Raw genomic sequence first — 22,207 nt, forward strand, 5'->3', positions numbered from 1 at the left:
CTGCCACCGACACACCCTGACAGCCACACGCTGCCCGGTACAGCACCCGGACGGCGCGTCACGACAGGGCGAACGTTGCCTGATGCGGCACTAGTCCAGGCCAGGGCCCAGGCCCTGGTCCTCCAGCGCCTCGCTCAGGTCGCCGTAGACCGGCACGTCGCGCCGCACCCCTGTCAGCTCCAGGACGCGGGTGGCGACGCCGTCGGGCCGGGCCACCACCCGTACCCGCACCTCGGGCTGGAGCCGGTGGCGGACCTCGTCGACGAGGCGGACGCCCTGGGAGTCCATGAAGTCGGTCGCGGTGAAGTCCAGGACCAGGACCCGTAGCCGGTCGCTACGGGTGTCCACGGCGGACATGACCCGGTCCAAGAGGCCTGCGACGTTGGAGAGGTCGATCTCGGAGGGAAGGGCGACGACAGTGGTGCAGCCGGGCAGATCGCGTAGATCACGCAGGTCGCACGGATTCGGGAGGAAGGTCATGGTGCTCACCTGGCAGAACGCTCGTCCGGATTCCGGGGCGGCCACTTCCTGACCTGTCGCCCCCATTTCACCATGCCGACGACCATGCTCGAAAGGGCTTGCGTCCAGGCGTCGGCCAGACGTCACCTCGACGCAACCGAGCAGCTAAAGTGCTGTCCGTCCTGTGCTCGCAGTCAGGAATGTGCTGCGGAGCTCTCCTGCGCACGGCCGTTCGGTCGTGCACGCCGAAGAGGTTCGTGGTGTCTGCGTCCGACTTTCCTGATTTGCCCCGTTTTCCCGCCGGTTATGAATTGGCGGAAGCCCTGACGGCGGCAGCTCAGCAACTGCACGACACTGTGACCTCGCACAGCACCATGCACACGGCGGTCCATCTCGCCGTGCGTCTCCTGCCCGGCGCCGACCACGCCGGCATCTCCGTGATCGAGGGTACCCACCACCGCCGCACGGTCGCCTGGACCGACGAGGTCGTGCGCTCCGCCGAGGCCGGGCACACAAGACCCACCGGACCCACAAGACCCACAAGACTCACCGGATCCACCGGATCCACCGGATCCACCGGACAGGAGCAGGCGCCGTACTGGGAACATCTGTGGACCACGCCCGTCGTACGGCTGGAGGACAGCGAGGCCGACGACGGCGGGGCCGTCCTCTACCACCTGGGCCTGCGCTCGGCACTGTCGCTGCGGCTGCGCGCCGACCGCCGCCGGCTGACCGTGCTCACGGCCTACTCCCGCAAGCCGCGCGCCTTCGACGAGGCCGCCACCCGCGTCGGCCGGCTGTTCACCGCCCATGTCAGTCTCGCCCTCGACTCGGCCACCGTACGGGAGCAGTTGACGGAGGCCATGCGCACCCGGGACCTGATCGGGCAGGCCACCGGGATCCTCATGGAGCGGATGGACATGGACGCGGCGGAGGCGTTCGAGTCCCTGGTCAAGGCCTCGCAACGGGAGAACATCAAGCTGCGCGACCTCGCCCGCCGCATCCTGGACGCGCACGGCGCCGCATAACGGACCCGGTGGCGCGGGGAGTTAACGGGCGTCGACGGGATATCCGTACAGTCATGAGCCCCGAGATGCCCGACACGCTGGAAATGGCCATCGTGCGCAGCAGCGGACTCGACACGCTGCTGCGCGACCTGACCGATCGCGCGGTGCAGGCGGTGCCGGGCGCGGCCGCGTGCAGCATCACGGTGCGCCGCGGCGACCGGCTGCTCACCCTGGCCGGCAGCCACGGCCTGCCCAGCGGCCTCGACCAGCGCCAGTACGAGAACGGCTCGGGGCCGTGTGTGGAGGCCGCCGAGACCAGCGTCGAGCAGTACGCCCCCGACCTGCAGGCGGAGGCCCGCTGGCCCACGTACACGGAGTACGCGCTCTCCGTCGGCGTGCGCTGTGTGCTGGCGATCCCCATCGCCGTCGAGGGCGAAAGAGGTACCGCCCTCAACCTCTACGGTGTCGAACCCGGCTCGCTCGGCCCGGGCCGGGACGCTGCCCGCGCGTTCGCTGCCCGGGTGGGTGACACGGTCGACGTCGCCCTGGGCATCGAGCGCCGCCGGGAGTCCGTCACCGACGTGCGCACCGCGCTGCTCTCCCGCAGCGTCATCGACCAGGCGATCGGCATCCTCATGGCCCAGGAGCGGATCGACGCCCGGATCGCCCTGGAACGCCTGCGCCGGGTCTCACAGAACCACAACGTCAAACTCCGGGACCTGTGCACCGACCTGGTCGCCCGGGCGACCCGCGGCGCCGGGCGGTCCTCGGGCGACCGGAACTGAGGCTCGTCTCACGGGAATCGGAGGCGCCCTGTCAGGCTGCTCCCGCATTGCGGCCGGGAGGCGTCCAGTTGTCCAGTTCGTACGGATGCCTGCGGGGCCGTGCCCGCAGCGCCTACCGTGGCCCGTATGAGCGCGGAAGACCTCAGCCCCGAGGACCAGTGGCCGCTGCCGCCCGCCTGGATGTGGGACTGCGCCGAGTGCGTCCGCCGCTACGAGGCGATGAAGCACGTCCAGGCCGTCATCGCCGGACTGACCGCCGAGGACCCGGGCGTCGACTGGGACGTCACCGACAGCGTCGCCGGCACGCAGATCAGCCTGGGCCGTCATCTGGCCGACGCGCACCGCGAGGCGCTGCCCGACTGGGACCCCGCCTGCGCGACCTGCGTCGGCCACCGCGACTCCCTGGCCAAGCCCCGGGAGCGGACACCCGGCCTGCTGCAGGGAGCCGAGATGGCGGCCGAGGAGCATCGCGCCCGCCATCTGTTCGCCCCGCCACGCATCGTGGGCCTCATGTGACCGATCGCACGTCTCATGTGACCGATTGTCAGCCGTATGTGACCGATCGACGGGCTCATGTGGCCGATCAGAGGGCTCATCTGGCAGACCATCAAGCCTGCGGTAGCGCGTCCCCCTGGACCGCCTGCACGTCCAGCTCCACCTTCAGCGTCGTCCCGATGGCCGCGATCCCCGCCTGGACGACCTGGTTGTAGTTCATGGCGAAGTCCTCCCGGTGCAGTTCTGTCGTCGCCCGGAAGGCCGCCCGGGTGCCGCCCCAGGGGTCGGAACCGGTGCCGAGATAGGCCAGGTCCAGGTCGACCGGGCGGGCGACGCCGTGCAGGGTCAGGTCGCCGTGCACGGTCCAGCGGTCCGAACCGGCCACCGTCAGCCCGGTCGAGTGGTACGTGATCTCCGGGAACCGCTCGACGTCCAGGAAGTCCGCCGACCTCAGGTGGGTGTCGCGCATACCGTTGCCGGTGTCGATGGACGCGGCCTTGATGACCGCCTCCACCCGGGACTTGGCCACCTCGTCCGGGGCGACCTCGATCGAGGCCGCGAACTCCGTGAACCGGCCGTGCACGCTGGAGATCCCCAGGTGCTGGGCGACCGCGGCCACACTGGAGTGCGCCGGGTCGATGGTCCACGGGCCCGGCGGCGGCAGCTCCGTGCCCCCCTGCCGGGCCAACGTCACCGTGCCGACCGCGGCCCGGCCGCTCGCCGTGACGAGCGCGCTCGCGGCGGCGGGCGCGTAGCCGACGGCCGTGACGATGACGGTGTACGCCCCCGGTGCGAGCTCAGTCGTGTCCCGTACGGCACCCTCGGCGTCGGCCTCGGCGCGCAGCACCTGCGAGCCGGTCATGTCGGTCACCGTGACGACCGCGTGCGACACGGCCCATCCGTCCCGCGTACGGATCTTCGCGGTCAGTCCCATCCCGATTCTCCCTGAAAAAGCCTTACAAAATGGTCATAACGAAATCGGCCCGTGTCGGGCACGCCCTTGCTCGGAGCGTGCCCGTCACGGGCCGGAGTCCATCTACTCGCTGGGGTGGCTGAGTTCGATGTCGTGGTCGTCGGTGCCCTGTCCGGTGAGGGTCAGTGCGGTGGCGACCGGGGCGTAGCCGGTGGCGATGACGGTGTACTCGCCGCCGTCGAGGTCGGTGAAGGCGTAGGCACCGTCGGTGCCGGTGGTGGCGGTACCGATGACGTTGCCGGCGGCGTCGACGAGGGTGACACGGGCGTCGGCCAGCGGGCCGTGGGGCGCGTGGACGGTGCCCTGGAGCTGGGCTCCGGCGTCCAGGTCGACTTCGAGCCGGGTCACGCCGGTGGCGCCGACCTCGACCGGGAGGGCGCGCGGCCGGTATCCGGCGGCGTTGACGGCGATGGTGACCGCGCCGGGGACGAGGTCCGTGAACGCGAACTCGCCGTGTTCGCCGGTGGTACCGGTGGCCAGCAGGTCCCCGCGCACGTCGGTGACGATGACCATGGCGTCCTTGACCGCGCTGCCGGTCTGGGCGGCGCGGACGGTGCCGGTCAGGCCGCTGGTGCCGGACAGGAGGATGTCGTACGCCACCGGCTGGTCACCCACGACGACGGTGGAGGCCTGGGGCTGGAAGCCGTCGGCGGAGGCGATCAGTACGTAGGAGCCGGTGCCGGGCGCGTCCAGGGTGTAGGAGCCGTCGCTGTGGGCGACCGCCCGGCCCAGCTGCCGTCCCGCCAGGGAGATCAGGGTGACCGCGGCCCGCGGTACCGGAGCGGACTCCGCACCTCGTACGAAACCACGCACCGGGACACCACCGGAGGAGCCACCGGAGGCACCCGCGGATCCCTCGGGCCGTGCGATCGTGGCGACCGCCGCGAGCCGCTGCGTGCCGTCGGGACCCGCCTCGGTCGTCTCGGTCGTGGAGTCGGCGACCGCCCAGCTCGGGACGCGCTCCTCGGCGGGAGCCTGTGCCGGAGCCTGCGCGTCGGCCGGAGCCTGTGCCGCGGCGGCCGGAGCGGCCTCCGCCGGGGTCTCCGCCTCCGGCGAGGTGGTCTGCGCCAGCGCGCCCTTCGTCCTCAGGGGGACCTCCTTGATGAACAGCGTGATGAGGAAGGCGAGCAGCGCCGTGCCCGCCGCGATCAGGAAGACATCGGCGATGCCGTGGCCGTACGCGCTCTCCATGACCGTGCGCAGCGGCGCGGGCAGCTTGTCCATGTCCGGGATGGAGTCGCTGGACGAACCGGACGCGAGGGACGCGTACTTGGGGCCGAGACCGGCGATGCCGTCCTGGGCGTAGTCGCCGATGCGGGTGGCCATGACGGCACCGAGCGCCGAGACGCCCATCGCACCGCCGAGGGACCGGAAGAAGGTCACCGTGGAGCTGGCCGAGCCGAGGTCCTTCGGGTCGACCTGGTTCTGCGTGGACAGCACCAGGTTCTGCATCATCATGCCGACGCCGAGACCGAGGAGGGCCATGAAGACGGCGGCCTTCCAGTAGTCCGTGTCGTAGCGGATGGTGCCCAGCAGGCCCAAGCCCGCAGTGATGAGGACACCGCCGCTGACCAGCCAGGCCTTCCACTTGCCGGTGCGGGTGATGAACTGCCCGGAGACCGTGGAGGAGACGAACAGACCGCCGATCATCGGGATCGTCATGACACCCGACATGGTCGGCGACTTGTCCCGGGCCAGCTGGAAGTACTGGGCGAAGAACACCGTGCCGGAGAACATCGCGACGCCCACGAACATCGAGGCGATCGACGACAGGGTGATGGTGCGGTTGCGGAACAGCCGCAGCGGGATGATCGGTTCCTTGGCCCTGGACTCGACGAACACGAAGATCAGGCCGAGCAGGATCGAGCCCGCGACCATCGCGTAGCTCTGCCAGGACAGCCAGTCGTACTTGTCGCCGGCGAAGGTGACCCACAGCAGCAGCACCGAGACCGCGGCCGAGATGAAGAACGCGCCGGCCCAGTCGACCTTCACGTCCCGCTTCACGACGGGCAGGTGCAGGGTCTTCTGCAGCACGATCAGCGCGATGACGGCGAAGGGGACGCCGACGTAGAAGCACCAGCGCCAGCCCAGCCACGAGGTGTCGGTGACGACACCGCCGAGGAGCGGGCCGCCGACGGTGGCGACGGCGAAGGTCGCACCGAGGTAACCGGAGTAACGCCCGCGCTCACGCGGGGAGATCATCGCGGCCATCACGATCTGGGCGAGTGCGGACAGACCGCCGACACCGACGCCCTGCACGACTCGGCAGGCGATCAGCATGGCGGGGTTCTGCGACAGACCCGCGACCACCGAGCCCAGGACGTAGATGACCAGCGCTATCTGGACGAGCGCCTTCTTGTTGTACAGGTCGGCGAGCTTGCCCCACAGGGGAGTCGTCGCCGTCATCGCCAGCAGCGTGGAGGTGACGACCCAGGTGTAGGCGGACTGGCCGCCGCCGAGGTCACCGATGATCTCCGGGAGGGCGTTCGAGACGATCGTGGACGAAAGGATCGCCACGAACATCCCGAGCAGCAGCCCGGAGAGCGCCTCCATGATCTGTCGGTGGGTCATCGGCGCGTCGTCGGGGGCCCCTCCTTCGTGCCTGGCGTGGGCCCGCACACCGGCTGGTGTGGTCGTTGCCATGAAATTCCTTCTCTTACGTGGTGATCGCGGGTGTACGGGTGGACCGGTCCGGAGACCGTTCGAGCACGGGCGCGGTGGGCGTCCGGGATTCCGGGTGCGCGGTACGGGAGTCGTCGAAACTCGCTCTGAGCCGCGCCATGAGCTGGGTGAGCTGTCCGACCTCGTCATCGGTCCAGTCGCTCAGCCGTTCGGCGAGCATCTGGCAGGTCCGCCGGGTCAGCTCGTCGATCCGGTCGCGTCCCGCGGGCGTGAGGCGCAGGATGCGTGAGCGTTTGTCCGCCGGGTCGGGGGAGCGCTCGATCCAGCCGCGTCCGGCCACATGGGCCACATGCCGGCTGGTGACCGACATGTCCACGGCGAGCAGCTCCGCGAGCTTGCTCATGCGCATGTCTCCGTGGCGCCCGAGGAGCGTCAGCACGGCGGCGGAGCCGCTGGGGCAGTCGGACGGCAGGATCCGCCCCAACTCCCTGCGTACGGCGCCGAAGGCGCTGAACTGACGGATCAGCTCCTCGTACCGCGCCTGCTCGGCCATCTCGTCTCCCGTGTTCGTTGCTTAGGGCAACCATAGAACCGGTTGGTTGTTACAGGCAAATAAAAGCGGAGGGTTCCGAGACAAAAACTTGGCAAAGGCAAGTATCACTAAAGTAATCACGCAGGTGGTATGCGGTGATCCGGTCCCTCGGCCCACACTTGGGTCCCCTCCGGGGATTCGCTAGGGTCTCGGGACATGGCTAACACCCAGGGCCCCCAGGGCAACCATGACCCCGCCGGCAACACCCAGATGTTCCGCGCGTTCGTCGACGAGGCCCCTCAGGGCCGCCAGCAGCAGACGACTTCCGCCGGCGGCCCCCGCCTCGGCCTGATCATTGGCGTGATCGCCGCGGTGGTGATCGTCGCGGCCGTGGCCTGGCTCGCGCTGAAGTAACCAGGCGGAAGCAGCCGCCGGGAGCTGACGCGACCGCCGGAGGCTGAAGCAGCCGCCGGGAGCTGACGCACCCGCCGGAAGCAACAGATGAAACACCCGCCTGAAGCAACCGCCCGAAGCAACGCCTACGCGACTACTCCCACTGGACGGACACGTCCCGCGTCTCCACGTGCATCCCGATCGGCACGGCGCCGGCCGTCGACGCACACCGTCCAGGTCCTCATCTTCCGTGCCCCGACTTCGGTCGGGGCGGGGAGCGCCGCGGCGGACTCGAGCGTCGCCCAGTCGACGCCGAGTGCGCCGATGACGTGCGTGCCGATGACGTCCGGGCCAAAGGTCACGCTGCCCGAACACACCGCGGATCCCCCGGTGTTGTGCAGGCCGGGGGGCACGTCCTCGCCCTCTCCGCCCACGTCCTCGTCGCCTCCGCCCCTCCGCACGCGGGCAGGACACCGCCCGGACGGACGACGGCCGCCGACGCGCCGATGAAGGCGCCCCGACGGCCATGTGTCCATGCCACTCGAAGTCACTCGAAGTCACTCGAAGCATCGCGCCATGGTGGCAGACGCTCCGGCGGAGAGGACTCTCGCGGCTCCCCGGACGGACCTCAGTCCGAGATGAGGCCTTCCCGCAGCTGCGACAGCGTCCGCGTCAGCAGCCGGGAGACGTGCATCTGGGAGATGCCGACCTCCTCGCCGATCTGCGACTGGGTCATGTTCGCGAAGAAACGCAGCATGATGATCTGCCGCTCGCGAGGCGGGAGCTTGGCCAGCAGAGGCTTGAGGGACTCGCGGTACTCGACGCCCTCCAGGGCGGTGTCCTCGTAGCCGAGGCGGTCCGCGAGGGAGCCCTCGCCGCCGTCGTCCTCCGGGGCCGGGGAGTCCAGCGAGGAGGCGGTGTACGCGTTGCCGACCGCGAGGCCGTCGACGACGTCCTCCTCCGACACCCCGAGCACCGTGGCGAGTTCGGCCACCGTGGGCGACCGGTCCAGCTTCTGGGAGAGCTCGTCGCTGGCCTTGGTGAGGGCGAGCCGCAGCTCCTGGAGGCGGCGCGGGACGCGGACCGACCAGGAGGTGTCACGGAAGAACCGCTTGATCTCGCCGACCACCGTCGGCATCGCGAAGGTCGGGAACTCCACGCCCCGTTCGCAGTCGAAACGGTCGATCGCCTTGATCAGGCCGATGGTGCCGACCTGGACGATGTCCTCCATCGGCTCGTTGCGCGAGCGGAAGCGGGCTGCGGCGTACCGCACCAGCGGGAGGTTCAGCTCGATGAGGGTGTCCCGGACGTACCCACGCTCCGGGCTGTTCTCGTCGAGTGCGGCGAGCCGCAGGAAAAGGGAGCGGGACAGGGTGCGGGTGTTGATGGCCTCCGGAGCGGGGAGGGCCGGTGCCGGCGCGGCCTCGACGACCGCCGTTACTTCGTCGAGCGCGGGCGCAGCCTCGCTCTTTGTGAGCGTGAGCACCTTCGAGCTGCCCTGATCTGCGGACATGCCACCCCCTTTGGGTCGCGGGACGGTCGCGGCGGACGCTCCCGTCGGGGGAACGCAGCCTTCACCTGAATACCGGAGCCGAAGCCTCGGCAAACGCTCTTCCGGCAGAATGTCACATGTCGGCAACACGCTGTAGTGACATGTCGACATGTGAGATGTGAATACGCCCTGGATGAAGGGGGTCTGACGGTTATTCGACACCGAGGCTGCGTGATCCGCACGGGTGAGCGATTCGCTCTTGACGGTGACCAGTCGAACATGTATGCGGTTATGCCTCGATCCGGTTCGCGGAGCGCAGCCGCTGGAAGCTGCGGGCGAGAAGCCGCGAGACGTGCATCTGGGACACGCCGAGTTCCGCGCTGATCTGCGACTGGGTGAGATTGCTGTAATAGCGCAGCAGCAGGATTCGCTGTTCGCGTTCCGGAAGCTGGACGAGCAGATGCCGGACCAGGTCGCGGTGCTCGACGCCGTCCAGGGCCGGGTCCTCGTAGCCGAGCCGGTCCAGCAGTCCCGGCAACCCGTCGCCCTCCTGCGCGGCCTCCAGTGAGGTGGCGTGGTACGAGCGCCCGGCCTCGATGCAGGACAGCACGTCGTCCTCGTTGATGCGCAGCCGCTCGGCGATCTCGGAGGTCGTCGGGGTGCGCCCGAAGGCGGTCGTCAGGTCCTCGGTCGCGCTGTTGACCTGCACCCACAGCTCGTGCAGCCGGCGCGGTACGTGGACCGTGCGGACGTTGTCCCGGAAGTACCGCTTGATCTCGCCGACCACCGTCGGCATGGCGAAGGTCGGGAACTGCACGCCCCGCTCCGGGTCGAAGCGGTCGATGGCGTTGATGAGGCCGATGGTGCCGACCTGGATGACGTCCTCCATCGGCTCGTTGCGGGAACGGAAGCGGGCGGCCGCGTAGCGCACGAGCGGGAGGTTGGCCTCGATGAGCGTGCCGCGCACCCGGCTGTGCTCCGGTGTGCCCGGTCGCAACTCCTTGAGCTGGGCGAAGAGCACCTGGGTGAGGGCCCGGGTGTCGGCACCGCGGCTCCGCTGGGGTGCGGCTTCCACGACATCGGCGACTTCCTGGGGCGGCGCGGTACTGGCCGACACGGTCAACGCCACCTCTTCATCGGTCTTCATCGGTCGACTCATCCATCAAAAGCGGTCATAGCATCACAAGACATGTGCACTGTGTGCAAGCACCGCATCACCCCGTGTTGAGGGAAGAGTTGGGCACACGACGCGGAAAAGCCCCCCGCCGTTCCGGCGGGGGGCTGTGCAGCGCGGCACCTGAGTGCTGCCCTGGCGCTGCCAATGGTGGTGTCCTGGTACTGCCTGGTGGGGACCTGCTGGTGCCCTAGTACTCGTAGTCCGCGATCACCCAGGTGGCGAACTCTTTCCACAGGGCCGCGCCCGCCTGGTGCTCCGGATGCTCCACGTACCGGCGCAGCGCGGCCGCGTCCTCGAAGCCGGAGTTGATGGCGAAGTCGTACGCGATGGGGCGGTCGCTGAGGTTCCAGCCGAGCTCCCAGAAACGGACCTCGGGGATCTTGCCGTCGAGGGACCGGAAGGCCTCCTCGCCCTTCACCACGCGCGGATCGTCGCGCTCGACGCCCTCGTCGAGCTTGAAGAGGACCAGGTGGCGGATCATGAATTTCCTCCCTGAGCGACCCAGGACATGAAGTCGCCGATGGACTTCGCGGCGTCCGATACGCCCTCGAAGGCTATCTGGACGTAGTCCGCGGCCTTGGCGGGGTCCGTGATGATCACGTACAGCGCGAAGACCACGACTACATAGACGGCGATCTTCTTCGAGTTCACCGCCATTGCGGCCTCCCCTGTCTCCCCTGTCACTGAAGCGGGCGCTGATACGCCCCGACGAGCGCACATGATCGCACGAAGGGCCCCGTCTGACGACGGGGCCCTTCTCGCGCGGTAGCGGAGGGATTTGAACCCTCGGTGACTTGCGCCACACTCGCTTTCGAGGCGAGCTCCTTCGGCCGCTCGGACACGCTACCGAGGGAGACCTTACAGCACCGATGGGCGTGGTTTGAAATCCGTTTCGCGGGCCGCGGCGACGGTCAGCGGGCGCGGAAGAAGTCGGTGAGGATCGCGGCGCACTCCTCGGCGAGCACGCCCTCGATCACCTCGGGCCGGTGGTTGAGCCGCCGGTCGCGGACGACGTCCCAGAGGGAGCCGGCCGCGCCCGCCTTCTCGTCCCGGGCGCCGTAGACCACCCGGTCCACCCGGGACTGCACGAGGGCGCCCGCGCACATCGTGCAAGGCTCCAACGTCACGACCAGCGTGCAGCCGGACAGTCGCCACTGGCCCGCCCGTATCCCACCGCCCCCCTCGCCGGAGGCGCTTCGCGCCGCGGCGTTCAGTGCGGCGGCGCCCCGCCGGACGGCGAGGATCTCCGCGTGGGCCGTGGGGTCGCCGGTGGCCTCGCGTTCGTTGTGTCCGGCCGCGAGCACGGTCGTACCGTCCGGGGACAGCAGGACGGCACCGACAGGGACGTCCCCGCCACGGCCGGCCTGCTCGGCCTCGGCCAGGGCGAGCCGCATCGCGGCCCGCCAGCGGTCGCGTACCGGGTCCGGCGGTTCTTGGAAGCCCTGGTCGGTCAGCGGACGGTCTCCAGGGTCTCCGAGGCGCCGAGGGACTCGGCGATCTCGGTGAGCGCATCCGTGGACAGCGCCTTGAGCACCTTCACGCCGACGCCGAGGTCGTCGAGGATCCCGGGGTCGCCGACGGGGCCGTGCGGTACCGCGTCGGCCGAGGCGCCGCCCTCGGTGTCGTCGTCCTCACCGTCCTCGGTCCCGTCGAGGTCGAGGGAGTCCAGATCGGCGACGTCGTCGTCCGGATTCCGGCCGAGCAGTTCGTCGGTGAGCAGGATCTCCCCGTACGAACTACGAGCGGCGGCGGCGGCGTCCGAGACGTAGATACGAGGGTCGTCCTCACCGTCGATCCGGACGACGCCGAACCAGGCGTCCTCCTGCTCGATGAGCACCAGCACCGTGTCGTCCTCCGGCGAGGCTTCACGGGCCAGGTCGGCGAGATCCGACAGGGTCTCCACATCGTCGAGCTCTGTGTCGCTCGCTTCCCACCCGTCTTCGGTGCGCGCGAGCAGTGCGGCGAAGTACACCGTGACTCTCCCACTGGTCATAGGCGTGCCGGTTGGGGGTCCCCCCGGCGGAGGTTGCGGGGCGGGGAGAGCTGGTGCTCCGAGCCCACCCACTCGGAATCGTGGCAGAAACAAGACGCTCAGGGGAGGTCTTCGGCTCCCTGTGTCTCCGGCTGCCGCCGATCTCCTGGCAGCCGAGGGCCCGTCGAGGTCTCACCAGCGCACTCGTTGCCGCCAACAGCGGATCGTACGCGGCTTTTCCAGGCGTCCGCGCGCGACCACGCACACAACGCCCACGCGTCCCGTGATCTTCCCCTGGTGGCCGCCTGCCGGGCGTGTCCCGGTCCTCAGCGGTCCCGCAGCGGCCCAAGAGGGGGATCGCCGGCCCTCAGCGGGGGATCACCAGCGGATCACCAGCGAAATACCGGCCGATCGCCAAACCGATACCGGCCGATCGCCAAACCGATACCGGCCGATCCCCGGCGTCATACCGGCGATCGCCGGCGGGATCCCGGCCGATCACCAGCGGAAGGTGCGCATGCGCATCGCGTGCCTGAGGCGGGCGGTCTTCGCCCGGCGGGGCTGGACGCGGTCACGCAGTTCGCGGGCCGCGGCCAGGTCGCGCAGGAACTGGGCCCGGCGTCGTCGGCGCTCGGCGTCGGTCTCCGGACCGTCCGGCCGATGCAGCAGACCGGGAATCTCCGGCCTTCCGTGAGAACCCGGGTTCCCCGGGTTCCCCGGGCTCTTCTGATTCCGCGGGTTCTCCGGGCTCTCCGAGCCAGTCAGTTTTCCCGGGTTCCCTGGATTCCCCGGGTTCCCTGGATTCCCCGGACTCCTGGGACCGCCCGACCGGCCCAGTGCGCCCGGCCTCCCCGTACCGCCCGGCGACTCCGGTGCGTTCGAGGTGGAGGACGTGTTCGAGGTGGAGGACGTGTTCGGCTGTCGGCGTGTCCCCGGCGGTGTGCGCGGCGACGGATCCTTGCGGGTTTCCCGGCCAGGCATAGGTTCATCACCCCAATCCGTCCCTCCCGCTTTCCCCCGAACGGGCGTTTTGACGCCAATGAACCGATGACGGGCGGACGTGAGCCGTGCCCGGTCCGTCCAGGGGCACCGGGCCCACCCCGCCCGGTTACTGTTGTCGCCATGCGTCTCCACGTCGTCGACCACCCCCTGGTCGCCCACAAGCTCACCGCGCTGCGCGACCAGCGCACCGACTCCGCGACCTTCCGCCGCCTCGCCGACGAGCTGGTCACCCTGCTCGCCTACGAGGCCACGCGCGACGTACGCACCGAACAGGTCGACATCACGACGCCGGTCACCGCGACCACCGGGGTCAAGCTGTCCTACCCGCGCCCGCTGGTGGTGCCGATCCTGCGGGCCGGCCTCGGCATGCTGGACGGCATGATGCGGCTGCTGCCGTCCGCCGAGGTGGGCTTCATGGGCATGATCCGCAACGAGGAGACGCTGCAGGCCTCCACGTACGCCACGCGCATGCCGGAGGACCTCTCCGGCCGCCAGGTGTACGTCCTCGACCCGATGCTCGCCACCGGCGGCACGCTGGTCGCGGCGATCCGCGAGTTGATCAGGCGCGGCGCCGACGATGTCACCGCTGTGGTGCTGCTGGCCGCCCCGGAGGGCGTGGAGATCATGGAGCGCGAACTCGCGGGCACTCCGGTCACGGTGGTCACGGCCGCGGTCGACGACCACCTCAACGAGCACGGCTACATCGTCCCGGGCCTGGGCGACGCGGGGGACCGGCTGTACGGCGCGGCCGAGTAGGCAGCGGACTCCGCATCACCGGGATCCGCATCACCGGGCTCCGGCCCGGTTCTCCCGGTACGACTGTTCAGCAGGTCTTTTTCGACGAGGTGGATGTCGGCTGCGGCGCGGCCATCCTGGCCAGGGCCTTGGCGGCGTCCGTCTTCGGCGTGAGGGTCTTGAAGCCGGTGCCGATGATCAGGTCGAGGTCCGTGCCCTTGCGGGTCGCGTCGGTGCGCTGCTCGGCGGCGCTGAGCTGGGCGGCGAGGACCGGCAGTGAGGTGTTCAGGGAGGACGTGGGGCCGAGCAGTACCCCGGCGCCCTTGACCTTCTTGTCGAACTGCTTGGTCGCGTTGCCCACGTCGCCGATCTTGAAGCCGCGCTTCTTCAGCTCGTCCGCGGTCTGCTTGGCGAGTCCGCCGCGGGGCGTCGCGTTGAACACGTTGACCGTGATCCGCCCCGGCTCGACCCGAGTGCTGATACCGGCGGAGGCAGAGGCGAAGGGGGTTGCCCGGGTGCCGCAGTCCGCCTTGGGACCGGCCGCCACGGCCTTCTTGCCGCCGCCGGTGAAGACGTCGATGAGCTGCAGGGTGCCCCAGCCGGCCAGGCCGAGTGCGGCGACGGAGGCCACCAGTCCGAACGCGAGCCTTACGTGCCGCCGGGGTCGGCGCATCCGGGGGTACTTGTCTCCCGTGATCCGGTACTTACCGCCCATGCCGGGGGGAGTCAGCATGCTCATGGGCGCAGCGTAGTGCGCCAGGGCGGCGATTCCTACTAGATGATCATTAGACGCCGCACAGTCCAACCCAAAAGGGCCAACCAGTCACCGAACGGTGGTTCAGTCGAGTTCCAGCACGCGTGCGTGCAGCACCTGGCGCTGCTGGAGTGCCGCCCGGACCGCGCGGTGCAGTCCGTCCTCCAGATAGAGGTCGCCCTGCCACTTCACGACATGCGCGAAGAGGTCGCCGTAGAACGTGGAGTCCTCGGCGAGCAGGGTTTCCAGGTCGAGCTGGCCCTTGGTCGTCACCAACTGATCGAGGCGGACCGGGCGCGGCGCGACGTCCGCCCACTGCCGGGTGCTTTCCCGGCCGTGATCGGGGTACGGCCGGCCGTTTCCGATGCGCTTGAAGATCACACGGAAAGCCTACCGGTCGAGACGTTCCGGGCGCAGCCTCCCGGCTCGGGCCGCGTGGGCCAAGTACGTGAAGATCATTGCCCATACCGGTCAAAAGGTGAGGGATGCCGGCGGCTGAGGGACAGCGGCGCACCCGGAGAACGTGAACCGGTGATCCGGACACCGCGGCGCCCGGATCCTGGTCAGCCGTGTCCCGGCTCCTTCGCCGGGGTCATCCGGGGCATCCGGGTCGTCGGAGTCGTCGGCTGCGGCGCCGGTTTCTTCGTGGTTTCCGGCTTCGGTGTGTTGCGTACGACCTCGGCGCGCAGCAGGCGCGCAGGACTGCGTACGGGTCTGTGGGCATGCCTGAGTTCCTTGTTCCTTGCCTCGTAGCTGCTGGCCGACGGAAGGAGACGGCCTGTCAGCAGCGCAGGACCACGGAGCGCAAGGCACGCACGGCGTACGGCGGAAAGGGCGACGCGGGAAGGGGGTGACCGCCCTCCGGTGCAACGGGCGCCGGGGACGGGACAAACGCGGGGTGCAGGGGTACGACGGCTCGGCGGACGGCGCCGGCCGGTGGCCGTACGGTCGCGTCCAGGACGTCGTACTCGACGGTCTCCGGGGACGCGACGGGCGCCGAGTGCACCGCGGCATGGGCGCCCCCCCGGCACGAGGACGGCGAGCAGCAGCACGAGCACCCGCAGCCAGGTCCGGCCGCGCGGCACACTTCGTACGGCGCTCATGCGGGGTCATCTCCCCGTGACACGCCGGTCGGTGAGCACGTCGGGGCGCAAACCACCCGTCCGGCGGACGCCACCGGTTCACAGCGCGCGCGGAACCTGACGGGCTCGGCCCCGGATGGTCGGCGCGGTGACGATCTCGACGACGCCGACCGCGACCAGCCGGATACCACCGACCTGGGTGAGGACCGCGACCGACTCGACCGTCTCCCTGGGGGAGCCGGTCGGGGTCTCGGCCATGATCCCTGCTCGGACCGCGTACGAGGGAGCGGCCGTTCGGGACGGGTCGCCGTTCGGGACGGGTCGCTCTGCTTACCTCGGCTTGCCCCGGCTTACTTCCTGGTGGCCTTCGCCGCCTTCGCCGCCGCCTTCATCTCCTGCTTGTGGGCCCGTACTTTGGTCAGCGACTCGGGGCCGGTGATGTCGGCGACGGACCGGAAGGACTCCGGTTCGCCGTAGGCGCCCGCGGCCTCGCGCCAGCCCTCGGGTCGTACGCCGAGCTGCTTGCCGAGCAGGGCCAGGAAGATCTGCGCCTTCTGCTTGCCGAAGCCGGGCAGCTCCTGCAGACGCCTGAGCAGCTCGCGCCCGTCGTCGACGCCCTTCCAGACGAGCTCGGCCCGACCGTCGTAGTGCTCCACGAGGTACTGGCACAGCTGGTGGATGCGCTTGGCCATCGAGCCCGGGTAGCGGTGCACGGCGGGCTTCTCGGACAGGAGCGCGGCGAAGGTCTCCGGGTCCTGCGCGGTGATCTCGTGCGCGTCCAGGTCGTCGGCGCCGAGCCGGTCCGCGATGGTGCGGGGGCCCTTGAACGCCCATTCCATCGGGACCTGCTGGTCCAGCAGCATCCCGACCAGCGCGGCGAGCGGGGAGCGCCCGAGCAGCTCGTCGGCCTCGGGGTCCTGGGCGAGGTGAAGGGTGACGTCCATGACCCCGATCATGCCCCCTGAGGCCTCGGGACGCTCCTCAGGTTCACGGCTGCCGGTGCCCCGGCGTGTGCCGCCGTTGCGTGGGAAGCGCCGGCTCCTCGCGGACGTACGACGTCAGTGTCCGGGGCGTCGCCGTGTCGCAGGGGGTGCGGACGTACGGCGGCCCCCAGGGGTTGGACGCGGGGCCGGTCGTTGTCGTCCTGCCGGAGACAGCCGTTCCGGACGTGTACCTGCCGGAGAACCACACCCAACTCGCCTTCCAGCAGCGGCGGTAGCCTTCCCGGGTGACCCCTGACGCACTGATCGCCCACTACGGTCTCGAGCCCATCCCGCGTGAGGGCGGGCTGTTCCGGCAGACGTGGGCGGGGCCCGAGCGGCCGGACGGGCGGCCCGAGGGCACCGCGATCGTCGCCCTGCTGACCGCCGGCCCCGGTGACTTCTCGGCCCTGCACCGGCTGCCCACCGACGAGATCTGGCACTTCTACCTCGGCGACCCGCTGAACCTCCTGCTCCTCGCCCCCGACGGCACCTCCGGGACCGCCGTACTGGGCCCGGACGTCCTCTCCGGCCAGCAGGTCCAGCTCACCATCCCGGCCGGCACCTGGATGGGCGGCCGGGTCGCGGCGGGCGGCGCCTGGACCCTGTTCGGCTGCACCATGGCGCCCGGGTTCACCTACGAGGGCTACGAGCACGGGGACGCGGCGGAGCTGACGGCCCGCTATCCGGCCGAGGCGGACCGGATCGCGGGCCTGTGCCGCCCGTGAAACCTCCCACGTGGTGAGCGGGGGGACCCTCCCGTCCGTACGTATCCGGAAGGCGGGCCGGAAGGCGGCAAGTCCACAGACGGAGAAATGACGTGGAGCGTGACGGTGAGTTCAGGACAGGACGACGACACCGGCGACTTCAAGGGCTGGTGCTGCTCGGCACCGTGCTGGTCCTGCTCGTCCTCGGCGGCGGAACCGCGTCGGCGCACGCCGCCCTCCGCGGCGCCGACCCCAAGGACGGAAGCGTCCTCAAGTCGGCCCCCCGCCATATCTCCCTGACCTTCACCGAGTCCGTCGGTCTGCTCGACGACTCCTTCCGCGTCCTCGACCCCGCCAACCAGCGGCTGAAGCTCACCGAGGTCCAGCACGCTCCGGACCGCTCCGAGACCGTCCGGGCCACCCTGCCCGCCAAGCTCGCGCAGGGCACCTATGTGGTGGCCTATCGGGTCGTGTCCGCCGACAGCCACCCCATCTCGGGTGCCTTCACCTTCTCCGTCGGCAAACCCTCCCCCATTCCGCCGGCCATCGACACCAGCTCGGTGGAGGACCCGGCGACCGCCAGTCTCTACAACATCGCCCGCTATCTCGCCTACCTCGCCGCCGCCCTGCTGCTCGGCACCGCCGTCTTCGTGACGGTGTGCCGTCCGCCGGACCTCGGCCCGCTGCGCAGGCCCCTGTGGGCGGGCCTGTGGATCCTGCTCGGGGCCACGGTCGCCCTGCTGCTCCTGCGCGCACCCTACGAGTCGGGGGTGGGCCCGGCATCCGCCTTCGACGCCTCGTCCCTCGCACGCACGGTGACCACCCGCCCCGGCGCGATGCTGCTGCTCCGCCTGGCCCTGCTGCCCCTGGCCGCCTTCTTCCTCGTACGACTGCTTCGGCGCACGGAGTGGTCCCGCGCCTGGCTCGCGGCGGGCGCCGCGCTCTCCGTCGGCCTGGCACTGACCTGGGCAGGCGCCGAGCACGCGTCCGCCGGGATCCAGGTGCCGGTGGCGATGACGGCGGCCGTCCTGCACGTGCTGGCGATGGCGGTGTGGCTGGGCGGCCTCGCGGCCCTCCTCCTCACCCTGTACCGCTCGTCGGTGGCTCCGCCCGCCATGGTCGCCCGCTTCTCCCGGCTCGCCTTCGCCTCCGTGACCGTCCTCGTCGTCACCGGCGTCTACCAGTCCTGGCGCGGCCTCGGCTCCCTCGACGCGCTCACCGACACCTCCTACGGCAGCCTGCTGACCGCCAAACTGGCCGCGGTGGTCCTCCTGTTGACGGCGGCGGCACTGTCCCGCGAGTGGACGGCCCGGCTGGCCACGGCGAACGCGGCGGAAGCTGCGGCTACGGGGAACGGGGCGGCTACGGGGAACGGGGCGGATGTGGCGGCGGAGGTCGAGTCCGAGGCGGTCGTACGGGAGCGGGTTCCGGAGCCGGTGGGAGGACCGTCCGGATCGGCCGCAGAAGGGGCCACGCAAGGGACCAGGGAAGGGGCCACGCAAGGGACCGGAAAAGGGGCCGGGGAAGGCCCCGTGCGCCCGTCGGGCCCCGGCGCCGAACCCGCCTCCACCCCCACCCCCAGCCCCTCCAGCCCCTCCAGCCCCCCCAGCCCCTCCAGCCCCTCCGCCCCCTCCGCCACCGCCTCCGAGGGCCCCGGCCGTCGGCGTCTGCGCCGCTCGGTGCTGGTCGAAGTAGCCGTCGGTATCGTTGTGCTGCTGCTCTCGACGGTGTTGTCCGGGACCCTGCCGGGGCGGGCCGCCGCTGAGGCGGAGAAGTCGGCGCAGGCCACGCAGTCGGGCGGGCTGCAGACCGCGTCCGTCACCGTCATCCCCTTCGACACCGGCACCCCCGGTGGCTACGGCAAGGCCCAGATCACCCTCCTCCCGGGCACCAGCGCCGGCGACTACTCGGTCGAGGCCGTGGTCTACGGCCCCGACGGCGGCCTGTCCAGCGTCCCGGAACTCCGTCTCTCCTTCACACTCCCCTCCCAGGACATCGGCCCGCTCAACGCCAACCTCACCGACAAGGGCGGCTACTGGGCCACGGACTCGCTCAGCCTGCCCATCAAGGGCGACTGGACGATGAAGGTCACGGTCCGGATCTCGGAGATCGACCAGGTGAGCGAGACGAAGACGGCGCGGCTCGGGGGTTAGCCAGGGAGGACGCTCCTATGGACGTCAGCCCTCGGCGAGGAGGCGTGACATGGTCTCGGCGGCGCGTACGGCGGAGTCCGCGCAGCAGTTGTTGAACAGGACGTGCAGCTCGTCCACTTGGCCGGCCTGGGCACGTAAGCGAGGAACCCATTCGGCGAGTTCGGCGGCGGAGTGGTCGTAGCGGAAGCGGTCCTCCTTGCTGCTGGTTCCCCAGGCGGCACTGCGTCCGTGCCTCGGCGTCCCCCGCCCGGCCGGGTACCAGCCGCTGCCGACCAGGGCACGGTCCGTCCACGAGCAACTGTCGACAAGGATGTTGGCCATGGAGGAGCGGTTACCCGGCGCTCAGGAAGGGACGCCACCTTCAGCCCTGATACGGCCCCTTCAGCCCTGGTACGGCCGCTGCTGCGGCTGCCCGTACCCCTGACCGCTCTGTCCGTCCTGACCGCCCTGGCCGCCTTGCGCCTGAAGCTGCTCCGCCTGCTCCTTGGTCACCTTCTGCTCCGCCCCGCAGAAGGTGCACTGCGTCCCGTACTTCGTGGAGATCGGAAACAGCGGCACGAAGAACAAGGTGAACTTCGTGACCCGCTTCCTGAGCGTGTGAGCAGACGGATTTCCGCACTGTCCACACACCAACGTCAGTATCGCGAGCTGGTACAGATATCCCTTGGTACCGAAGATGATCACGCCACTGATCCTTCCTGTGTCGCCGGTCCCCGACGAGATGCCGGTCGGCCGACGGTACTTCGACCCCGCCTCCTCACGGACAGCGCCCCGCCGCGACCTCGCGGGAGCCCGGGTCCAGGCCGACGTGGGGTGGCGAGGGGCCCGCCGAACCAGTCGCACGCTCGTCCTCAGCGACAGGGCCGCGTTCTTCTGGATGGAAACATTTCGTTAGCTTTTCCATAAGTGGAGCAGGCAAGGGAAATGCCCGCACGGGCGAACTTCACGGTCGGGAGCGCTAGCCGCGTGTAGTTTTGCGACCTGTACTCGCCCTGGCTGTGTTGCAGATTCCAGCGTACGCACCGCGGGCACCGCATGAGCGACAGAATGGCCGACCGCAGACCGACAAACTGAATATCAAGCCCCGCCTGTTCCACCCGACTGGGCTCGTCCGCAGTAAGCGCGTCGGGCAACAGCGTCACGGATCACCCCTGTTACTCTGCGGACCCAAGAATCATCCATAAGGGATGGAATGCGCCAGCCGGGCGAAATGTGCCTCACTCGAATACTGGCGCAGCGGGTCGAGAGGATACGGACCATGCAGGATTTTTCTCGTCGCGGCCTCCTCAAGGCGACGGCGGCCGCCGGTGCCGGCACGGTCGTTATCCCGGGCATTACGTCGGCAGAAGCCCCGAATGCGGGTGCCGCGGGTGCCGCGAGTGCCGCGAGCAATGGACCCGGAAGCGCGACATGCGAACCCGCGGCGCTGACCGGCCGGATCGTCCGTCCCAACGACCCCGGGTACGCGAGTGCGAGCCTCGGCTGGGACGAGCTCTTCGCTCACTATCCGCTGGTCATCGTCTTCGCCCAGAACACCCAGGACGTGGTCAACGCCCTCACCTGGGCGCGGCAGAACAACGTCGCGCTACGGGTACGGAGCGGCCGCCACAGCCTTGAGGGCTGGTCGAACGTGGACAACGGCATCGTGATCGACATCAGCGAGTTGAAGTCGGTCCGCATCGACACGGACTCGCGTACCGCGACAGTCGGCGCCGGGCTCAACCAGTTGGAAGCGGTGACCACGCTCGCGCAGCAGAACCTCGCGGTGACGACCGGAACAGAGGGCACCGTCGGCCTGTCCGGTGCGACGCTCGGCGGTGGATTCGGGTTTCTCACCCGCTGGCTCGGCATGGCCTGCGACAGCCTGGTGGGCGCTGAGATCGTCGTCGCGTCGGGCGCTCAGTGCGCCAAGGTGGTCCAGGCCGATCTGCACGACAACCCGGACCTGCTCTGGGCGCTCCGCGGGGCGGGAAACGGCAACTTCGGGATCGTCACGTCACTTACCTACAAAGTGGCCCCGCTGAAGAGCGTCGCTTATGTTCAGGCGACGTGGAAGGGAATCGGCGACCTGCACGGGGTCTTCGACGCCTGGCAGCGTACGGCACCGATCACCGAGGACCGCCTCGGAACCCAGCTGGAGATCCACAAAAACCAGATCCTGCTGTTCGGGGTGCTCGCCGAAGGATCGCCAGAAGAGGCGAAGGAATTGCTGGCCCCGATCCTGTCGGTGGGCAATCCCGCGGTCACCACACAGGTCGGCGGCTGGGGCGACGTGTATGCGGGATTCCAGATTCCGACCGAGGACGAACCCGCGAACTGGAAGTTCTTCTCGCAGTTCACCAGAAAGCCGTTCCCGGAGGAAGCGATCAGCGTGATCGCCTCGTTCATGCAGGACGCCCCGACCGATGACAGCAACTTCTTCACTCAGGCCTTCGGCGGTGCGGTCAGGAAAAGCCCCCGCGGCGGCACCGCGTTCCCGCATCGCGACGCCCTCTTCTACTCCGAACCCGGCGCCGGCTGGGGAACTCGTAGCGGACAGCCAGGCGTCTGCGACCCGCTCACCCCGCAGGCCCAGGCCTGGATCGCCGAGTTCAGCCAGGCCCTGCGGCCCTACGTGAACGGCGCCTACGTCAACGTGCCGAACATCGGAATGCAGGACTGGGAAACCGCGTACTGGGGAGCCAACTTCGACCGGCTGCGCGAGATCAAGGCGAAGTACGACCCCCACAACGTCTTCCAGTACGAGCAGAGCATCCCGCCCGCGTCGTGACACCGGGGCAGGCCGCCCACGACAGCAACGCCCTCGAACTCCGCGTCCGCGGCATCCCGCGGATCCGCTCCCGCCGCGGCCCCCGGGGGACGGACGACCCGCAGGCCGGCCGCGACG

The 22,207-nt window shown here is 69.8% G+C and carries 22 protein-coding genes, 1 tRNA gene and 3 pseudogenes; 9 read left to right on the forward strand and 17 right to left on the reverse strand.

Annotated elements, in window-relative coordinates; translation table 11 throughout:
• Nucleotides 1–90: 90 nt before the first annotated feature.
• Complete coding sequence (locus M2271_RS37715; RefSeq protein WP_280891984.1) at nt 91–480, reverse strand: STAS domain-containing protein; 390 nt, start codon at nt 478–480, stop codon at nt 91–93.
• Nucleotides 481–743: 263 nt separating this feature from the next.
• Here M2271_RS37715 and M2271_RS37720 point away from each other — a divergent pair, with 263 nt between their 5' ends.
• From M2271_RS37720 to M2271_RS37730, 3 genes are all read left to right on the forward strand, one after another.
• Complete coding sequence (locus M2271_RS37720) at nt 744–1,487, forward strand: ANTAR domain-containing protein (protein WP_280891985.1); 744 nt, start codon at nt 744–746, stop codon at nt 1,485–1,487.
• A gap of 53 nt (nt 1,488–1,540) precedes the next feature.
• The gene (locus M2271_RS37725; protein WP_280891986.1) at nt 1,541–2,251 is read left to right on the forward strand and encodes a GAF and ANTAR domain-containing protein; all 711 of its coding nucleotides are present in this window, start codon (nt 1,541–1,543) and stop codon (nt 2,249–2,251) included.
• A gap of 126 nt (nt 2,252–2,377) precedes the next feature.
• On the forward strand, nt 2,378–2,767 hold the full coding sequence (locus M2271_RS37730; RefSeq protein ID WP_280891987.1) for a hypothetical protein: 390 nt from the start codon (nt 2,378–2,380) through the stop codon (nt 2,765–2,767).
• A gap of 91 nt (nt 2,768–2,858) precedes the next feature.
• Here M2271_RS37730 and M2271_RS37735 read toward each other — a convergent pair whose 3' ends face one another.
• From M2271_RS37735 to M2271_RS37745, 3 genes are all read right to left on the reverse strand, one after another.
• On the reverse strand, nt 2,859–3,680 hold the full coding sequence (locus M2271_RS37735; protein ID WP_280891988.1) for a YceI family protein: 822 nt from the start codon (nt 3,678–3,680) through the stop codon (nt 2,859–2,861).
• 102 nt (nt 3,681–3,782) lie between these two features.
• Nucleotides 3,783–6,362 (reverse strand): MFS transporter, encoded by a 2,580-nt coding sequence (locus M2271_RS37740; RefSeq protein ID WP_280891989.1) that lies wholly within the window; start codon nt 6,360–6,362, stop codon nt 3,783–3,785.
• A gap of 13 nt (nt 6,363–6,375) precedes the next feature.
• Entirely contained in the window at nt 6,376–6,894 is a 519-nt protein-coding gene (locus tag M2271_RS37745; RefSeq protein ID WP_280891990.1) for a MarR family transcriptional regulator, read from the reverse strand.
• A 195-nt stretch (nt 6,895–7,089) separates the two neighbouring features.
• On the opposite strand from M2271_RS37745, the gene M2271_RS37750 reads away from it, so the two are divergent.
• Entirely contained in the window at nt 7,090–7,287 is a 198-nt protein-coding gene (locus M2271_RS37750) for a hypothetical protein (RefSeq protein WP_280891991.1), read from the forward strand.
• A gap of 607 nt (nt 7,288–7,894) precedes the next feature.
• Here M2271_RS37750 and M2271_RS37760 read toward each other — a convergent pair.
• From M2271_RS37760 to M2271_RS37790, 7 genes are all read right to left on the reverse strand, one after another.
• On the reverse strand, nt 7,895–8,779 hold the full coding sequence (locus M2271_RS37760; protein WP_280891992.1) for an RNA polymerase sigma factor SigF: 885 nt from the start codon (nt 8,777–8,779) through the stop codon (nt 7,895–7,897).
• Between the two features lie 268 nt (nt 8,780–9,047).
• Nucleotides 9,048–9,917, reverse strand: a complete 870-nt coding sequence (locus M2271_RS37765) for an RNA polymerase sigma factor SigF (RefSeq protein ID WP_280891993.1) — start codon at nt 9,915–9,917, stop codon at nt 9,048–9,050.
• A gap of 205 nt (nt 9,918–10,122) precedes the next feature.
• Nucleotides 10,123–10,416 (reverse strand): Dabb family protein, encoded by a 294-nt coding sequence (locus M2271_RS37770; protein WP_280891994.1) that lies wholly within the window; start codon nt 10,414–10,416, stop codon nt 10,123–10,125.
• Nucleotides 10,413–10,592 carry a hypothetical protein gene (locus tag M2271_RS37775; protein WP_280891995.1) on the reverse strand — a complete coding sequence of 60 codons (180 nt, stop codon included), beginning with the start codon at nt 10,590–10,592 and terminating at the stop codon, nt 10,413–10,415. Before M2271_RS37775 ends, M2271_RS37770 begins: the two co-directional genes overlap by 4 nt.
• 106 nt (nt 10,593–10,698) lie before the next feature.
• Nucleotides 10,699–10,783: transfer RNA gene (locus M2271_RS37780), tRNA-Ser, on the reverse strand.
• A 63-nt stretch (nt 10,784–10,846) separates the two neighbouring features.
• Nucleotides 10,847–11,329 (reverse strand): tRNA adenosine(34) deaminase TadA, encoded by a 483-nt coding sequence (tadA, locus tag M2271_RS37785; RefSeq protein ID WP_280891996.1) that lies wholly within the window; start codon nt 11,327–11,329, stop codon nt 10,847–10,849.
• Between the two features lie 56 nt (nt 11,330–11,385).
• Nucleotides 11,386–11,907, reverse strand: coding sequence for a hypothetical protein (locus M2271_RS37790; RefSeq protein WP_280892038.1), 522 nt, complete (start codon nt 11,905–11,907; stop codon nt 11,386–11,388).
• A gap of 1,122 nt (nt 11,908–13,029) precedes the next feature.
• Between M2271_RS37790 and upp the strand changes: the two genes are divergently transcribed.
• A complete protein-coding gene (upp, locus tag M2271_RS37795) occupies nt 13,030–13,665 on the forward strand; it encodes a uracil phosphoribosyltransferase (RefSeq protein ID WP_280891997.1) in 636 nt (211 codons plus the stop codon).
• A gap of 67 nt (nt 13,666–13,732) precedes the next feature.
• Here the strand turns inward: upp and M2271_RS37800 are convergent, their stop codons facing one another.
• From M2271_RS37800 to M2271_RS37815, 4 genes and pseudogenes are all read right to left on the reverse strand, one after another.
• The gene (locus M2271_RS37800; protein WP_280891998.1) at nt 13,733–14,383 is read right to left on the reverse strand and encodes a LytR C-terminal domain-containing protein; all 651 of its coding nucleotides are present in this window, start codon (nt 14,381–14,383) and stop codon (nt 13,733–13,735) included.
• A 99-nt stretch (nt 14,384–14,482) separates the two neighbouring features.
• Complete coding sequence (locus M2271_RS37805) at nt 14,483–14,779, reverse strand: type II toxin-antitoxin system VapB family antitoxin (RefSeq protein ID WP_003999914.1); 297 nt, start codon at nt 14,777–14,779, stop codon at nt 14,483–14,485.
• 800 nt (nt 14,780–15,579) lie between these two features.
• Nucleotides 15,580–15,699 (reverse strand): annotated as a pseudogene (locus M2271_RS37810) (HdeD family acid-resistance protein); the annotation flags it as partial.
• 131 nt (nt 15,700–15,830) lie between these two features.
• Nucleotides 15,831–16,424: an HhH-GPD-type base excision DNA repair protein gene (locus M2271_RS37815; protein WP_280891999.1), complete on the reverse strand. Its 594-nt coding sequence runs from the start codon at nt 16,422–16,424 to the stop codon at nt 15,831–15,833.
• A 167-nt stretch (nt 16,425–16,591) separates the two neighbouring features.
• Between M2271_RS37815 and M2271_RS37820 the strand changes: the two are divergent.
• From M2271_RS37820 to M2271_RS37830, 3 genes and pseudogenes are all read left to right on the forward strand, one after another.
• A pseudogene (locus M2271_RS37820) lies at nt 16,592–16,719 on the forward strand (siderophore biosynthesis protein); the annotation flags it as partial.
• Complete coding sequence (locus tag M2271_RS37825; protein WP_280892000.1) at nt 16,709–17,188, forward strand: cupin domain-containing protein; 480 nt, start codon at nt 16,709–16,711, stop codon at nt 17,186–17,188. The pseudogene M2271_RS37820 and the gene M2271_RS37825, both read left to right, overlap by 11 nt.
• Before the next feature lie 149 nt (nt 17,189–17,337).
• Entirely contained in the window at nt 17,338–19,320 is a 1,983-nt protein-coding gene (locus M2271_RS37830) for a copper resistance protein CopC (protein WP_280892039.1), read from the forward strand.
• 24 nt (nt 19,321–19,344) lie between these two features.
• Here the strand turns inward: M2271_RS37830 and M2271_RS37835 are convergent.
• Nucleotides 19,345–19,551 (reverse strand): annotated as a pseudogene (locus M2271_RS37835) (DUF72 domain-containing protein); the annotation flags it as partial.
• A gap of 150 nt (nt 19,552–19,701) precedes the next feature.
• Complete coding sequence (locus M2271_RS37840) at nt 19,702–20,004, reverse strand: zinc-ribbon domain-containing protein (protein ID WP_280892001.1); 303 nt, start codon at nt 20,002–20,004, stop codon at nt 19,702–19,704.
• Between the two features lie 574 nt (nt 20,005–20,578).
• Between M2271_RS37840 and M2271_RS37845 the strand changes: the two genes are divergently transcribed.
• Nucleotides 20,579–22,090 carry an FAD-binding oxidoreductase gene (locus M2271_RS37845; RefSeq protein WP_280892002.1) on the forward strand — a complete coding sequence of 504 codons (1,512 nt, stop codon included), beginning with the start codon at nt 20,579–20,581 and terminating at the stop codon, nt 22,088–22,090.
• Nucleotides 22,091–22,207: the final 117 nt, after the last annotated feature.

Origin of the sequence: Streptomyces sp. LBL, assembly GCF_029893585.1 — a bacterium.
In the GTDB taxonomy this organism is placed as follows: Bacteria; Actinomycetota; Actinomycetes; order Streptomycetales; family Streptomycetaceae; genus Streptomyces.

Coding starts and splice junctions, on each gene's coding strand:
- M2271_RS37815 (WP_280891999.1), bottom strand. CDS start 16,424: ATGGACGTCACCCTTCACCTCGCCCAGGACCCCGAGGCCGACGAGCTG.
- M2271_RS37760 (WP_280891992.1), bottom strand. CDS start 8,779: ATGTCCGCAGATCAGGGCAGCTCGAAGGTGCTCACGCTCACAAAGAGC.
- M2271_RS37745 (WP_280891990.1), bottom strand. CDS start 6,894: ATGGCCGAGCAGGCGCGGTACGAGGAGCTGATCCGTCAGTTCAGCGCC.
- M2271_RS37725 (WP_280891986.1), top strand. CDS start 1,541: ATGAGCCCCGAGATGCCCGACACGCTGGAAATGGCCATCGTGCGCAGC.
- M2271_RS37730 (WP_280891987.1), top strand. CDS start 2,378: ATGAGCGCGGAAGACCTCAGCCCCGAGGACCAGTGGCCGCTGCCGCCC.
- M2271_RS37750 (WP_280891991.1), top strand. CDS start 7,090: ATGGCTAACACCCAGGGCCCCCAGGGCAACCATGACCCCGCCGGCAAC.
- M2271_RS37845 (WP_280892002.1), top strand. CDS start 20,579: ATGCAGGATTTTTCTCGTCGCGGCCTCCTCAAGGCGACGGCGGCCGCC.
- M2271_RS37715 (WP_280891984.1), bottom strand. CDS start 480: ATGACCTTCCTCCCGAATCCGTGCGACCTGCGTGATCTACGCGATCTG.
- M2271_RS37740 (WP_280891989.1), bottom strand. CDS start 6,362: ATGGCAACGACCACACCAGCCGGTGTGCGGGCCCACGCCAGGCACGAA.
- M2271_RS37775 (WP_280891995.1), bottom strand. CDS start 10,592: ATGGCGGTGAACTCGAAGAAGATCGCCGTCTATGTAGTCGTGGTCTTC.
- M2271_RS37765 (WP_280891993.1), bottom strand. CDS start 9,917: ATGAGTCGACCGATGAAGACCGATGAAGAGGTGGCGTTGACCGTGTCG.
- M2271_RS37800 (WP_280891998.1), bottom strand. CDS start 14,383: ATGAGCATGCTGACTCCCCCCGGCATGGGCGGTAAGTACCGGATCACG.
- M2271_RS37735 (WP_280891988.1), bottom strand. CDS start 3,680: ATGGGACTGACCGCGAAGATCCGTACGCGGGACGGATGGGCCGTGTCG.
- tadA (WP_280891996.1), bottom strand. CDS start 11,329: ATGCGGCTCGCCCTGGCCGAGGCCGAGCAGGCCGGCCGTGGCGGGGAC.
- M2271_RS37770 (WP_280891994.1), bottom strand. CDS start 10,416: ATGATCCGCCACCTGGTCCTCTTCAAGCTCGACGAGGGCGTCGAGCGC.
- upp (WP_280891997.1), top strand. CDS start 13,030: ATGCGTCTCCACGTCGTCGACCACCCCCTGGTCGCCCACAAGCTCACC.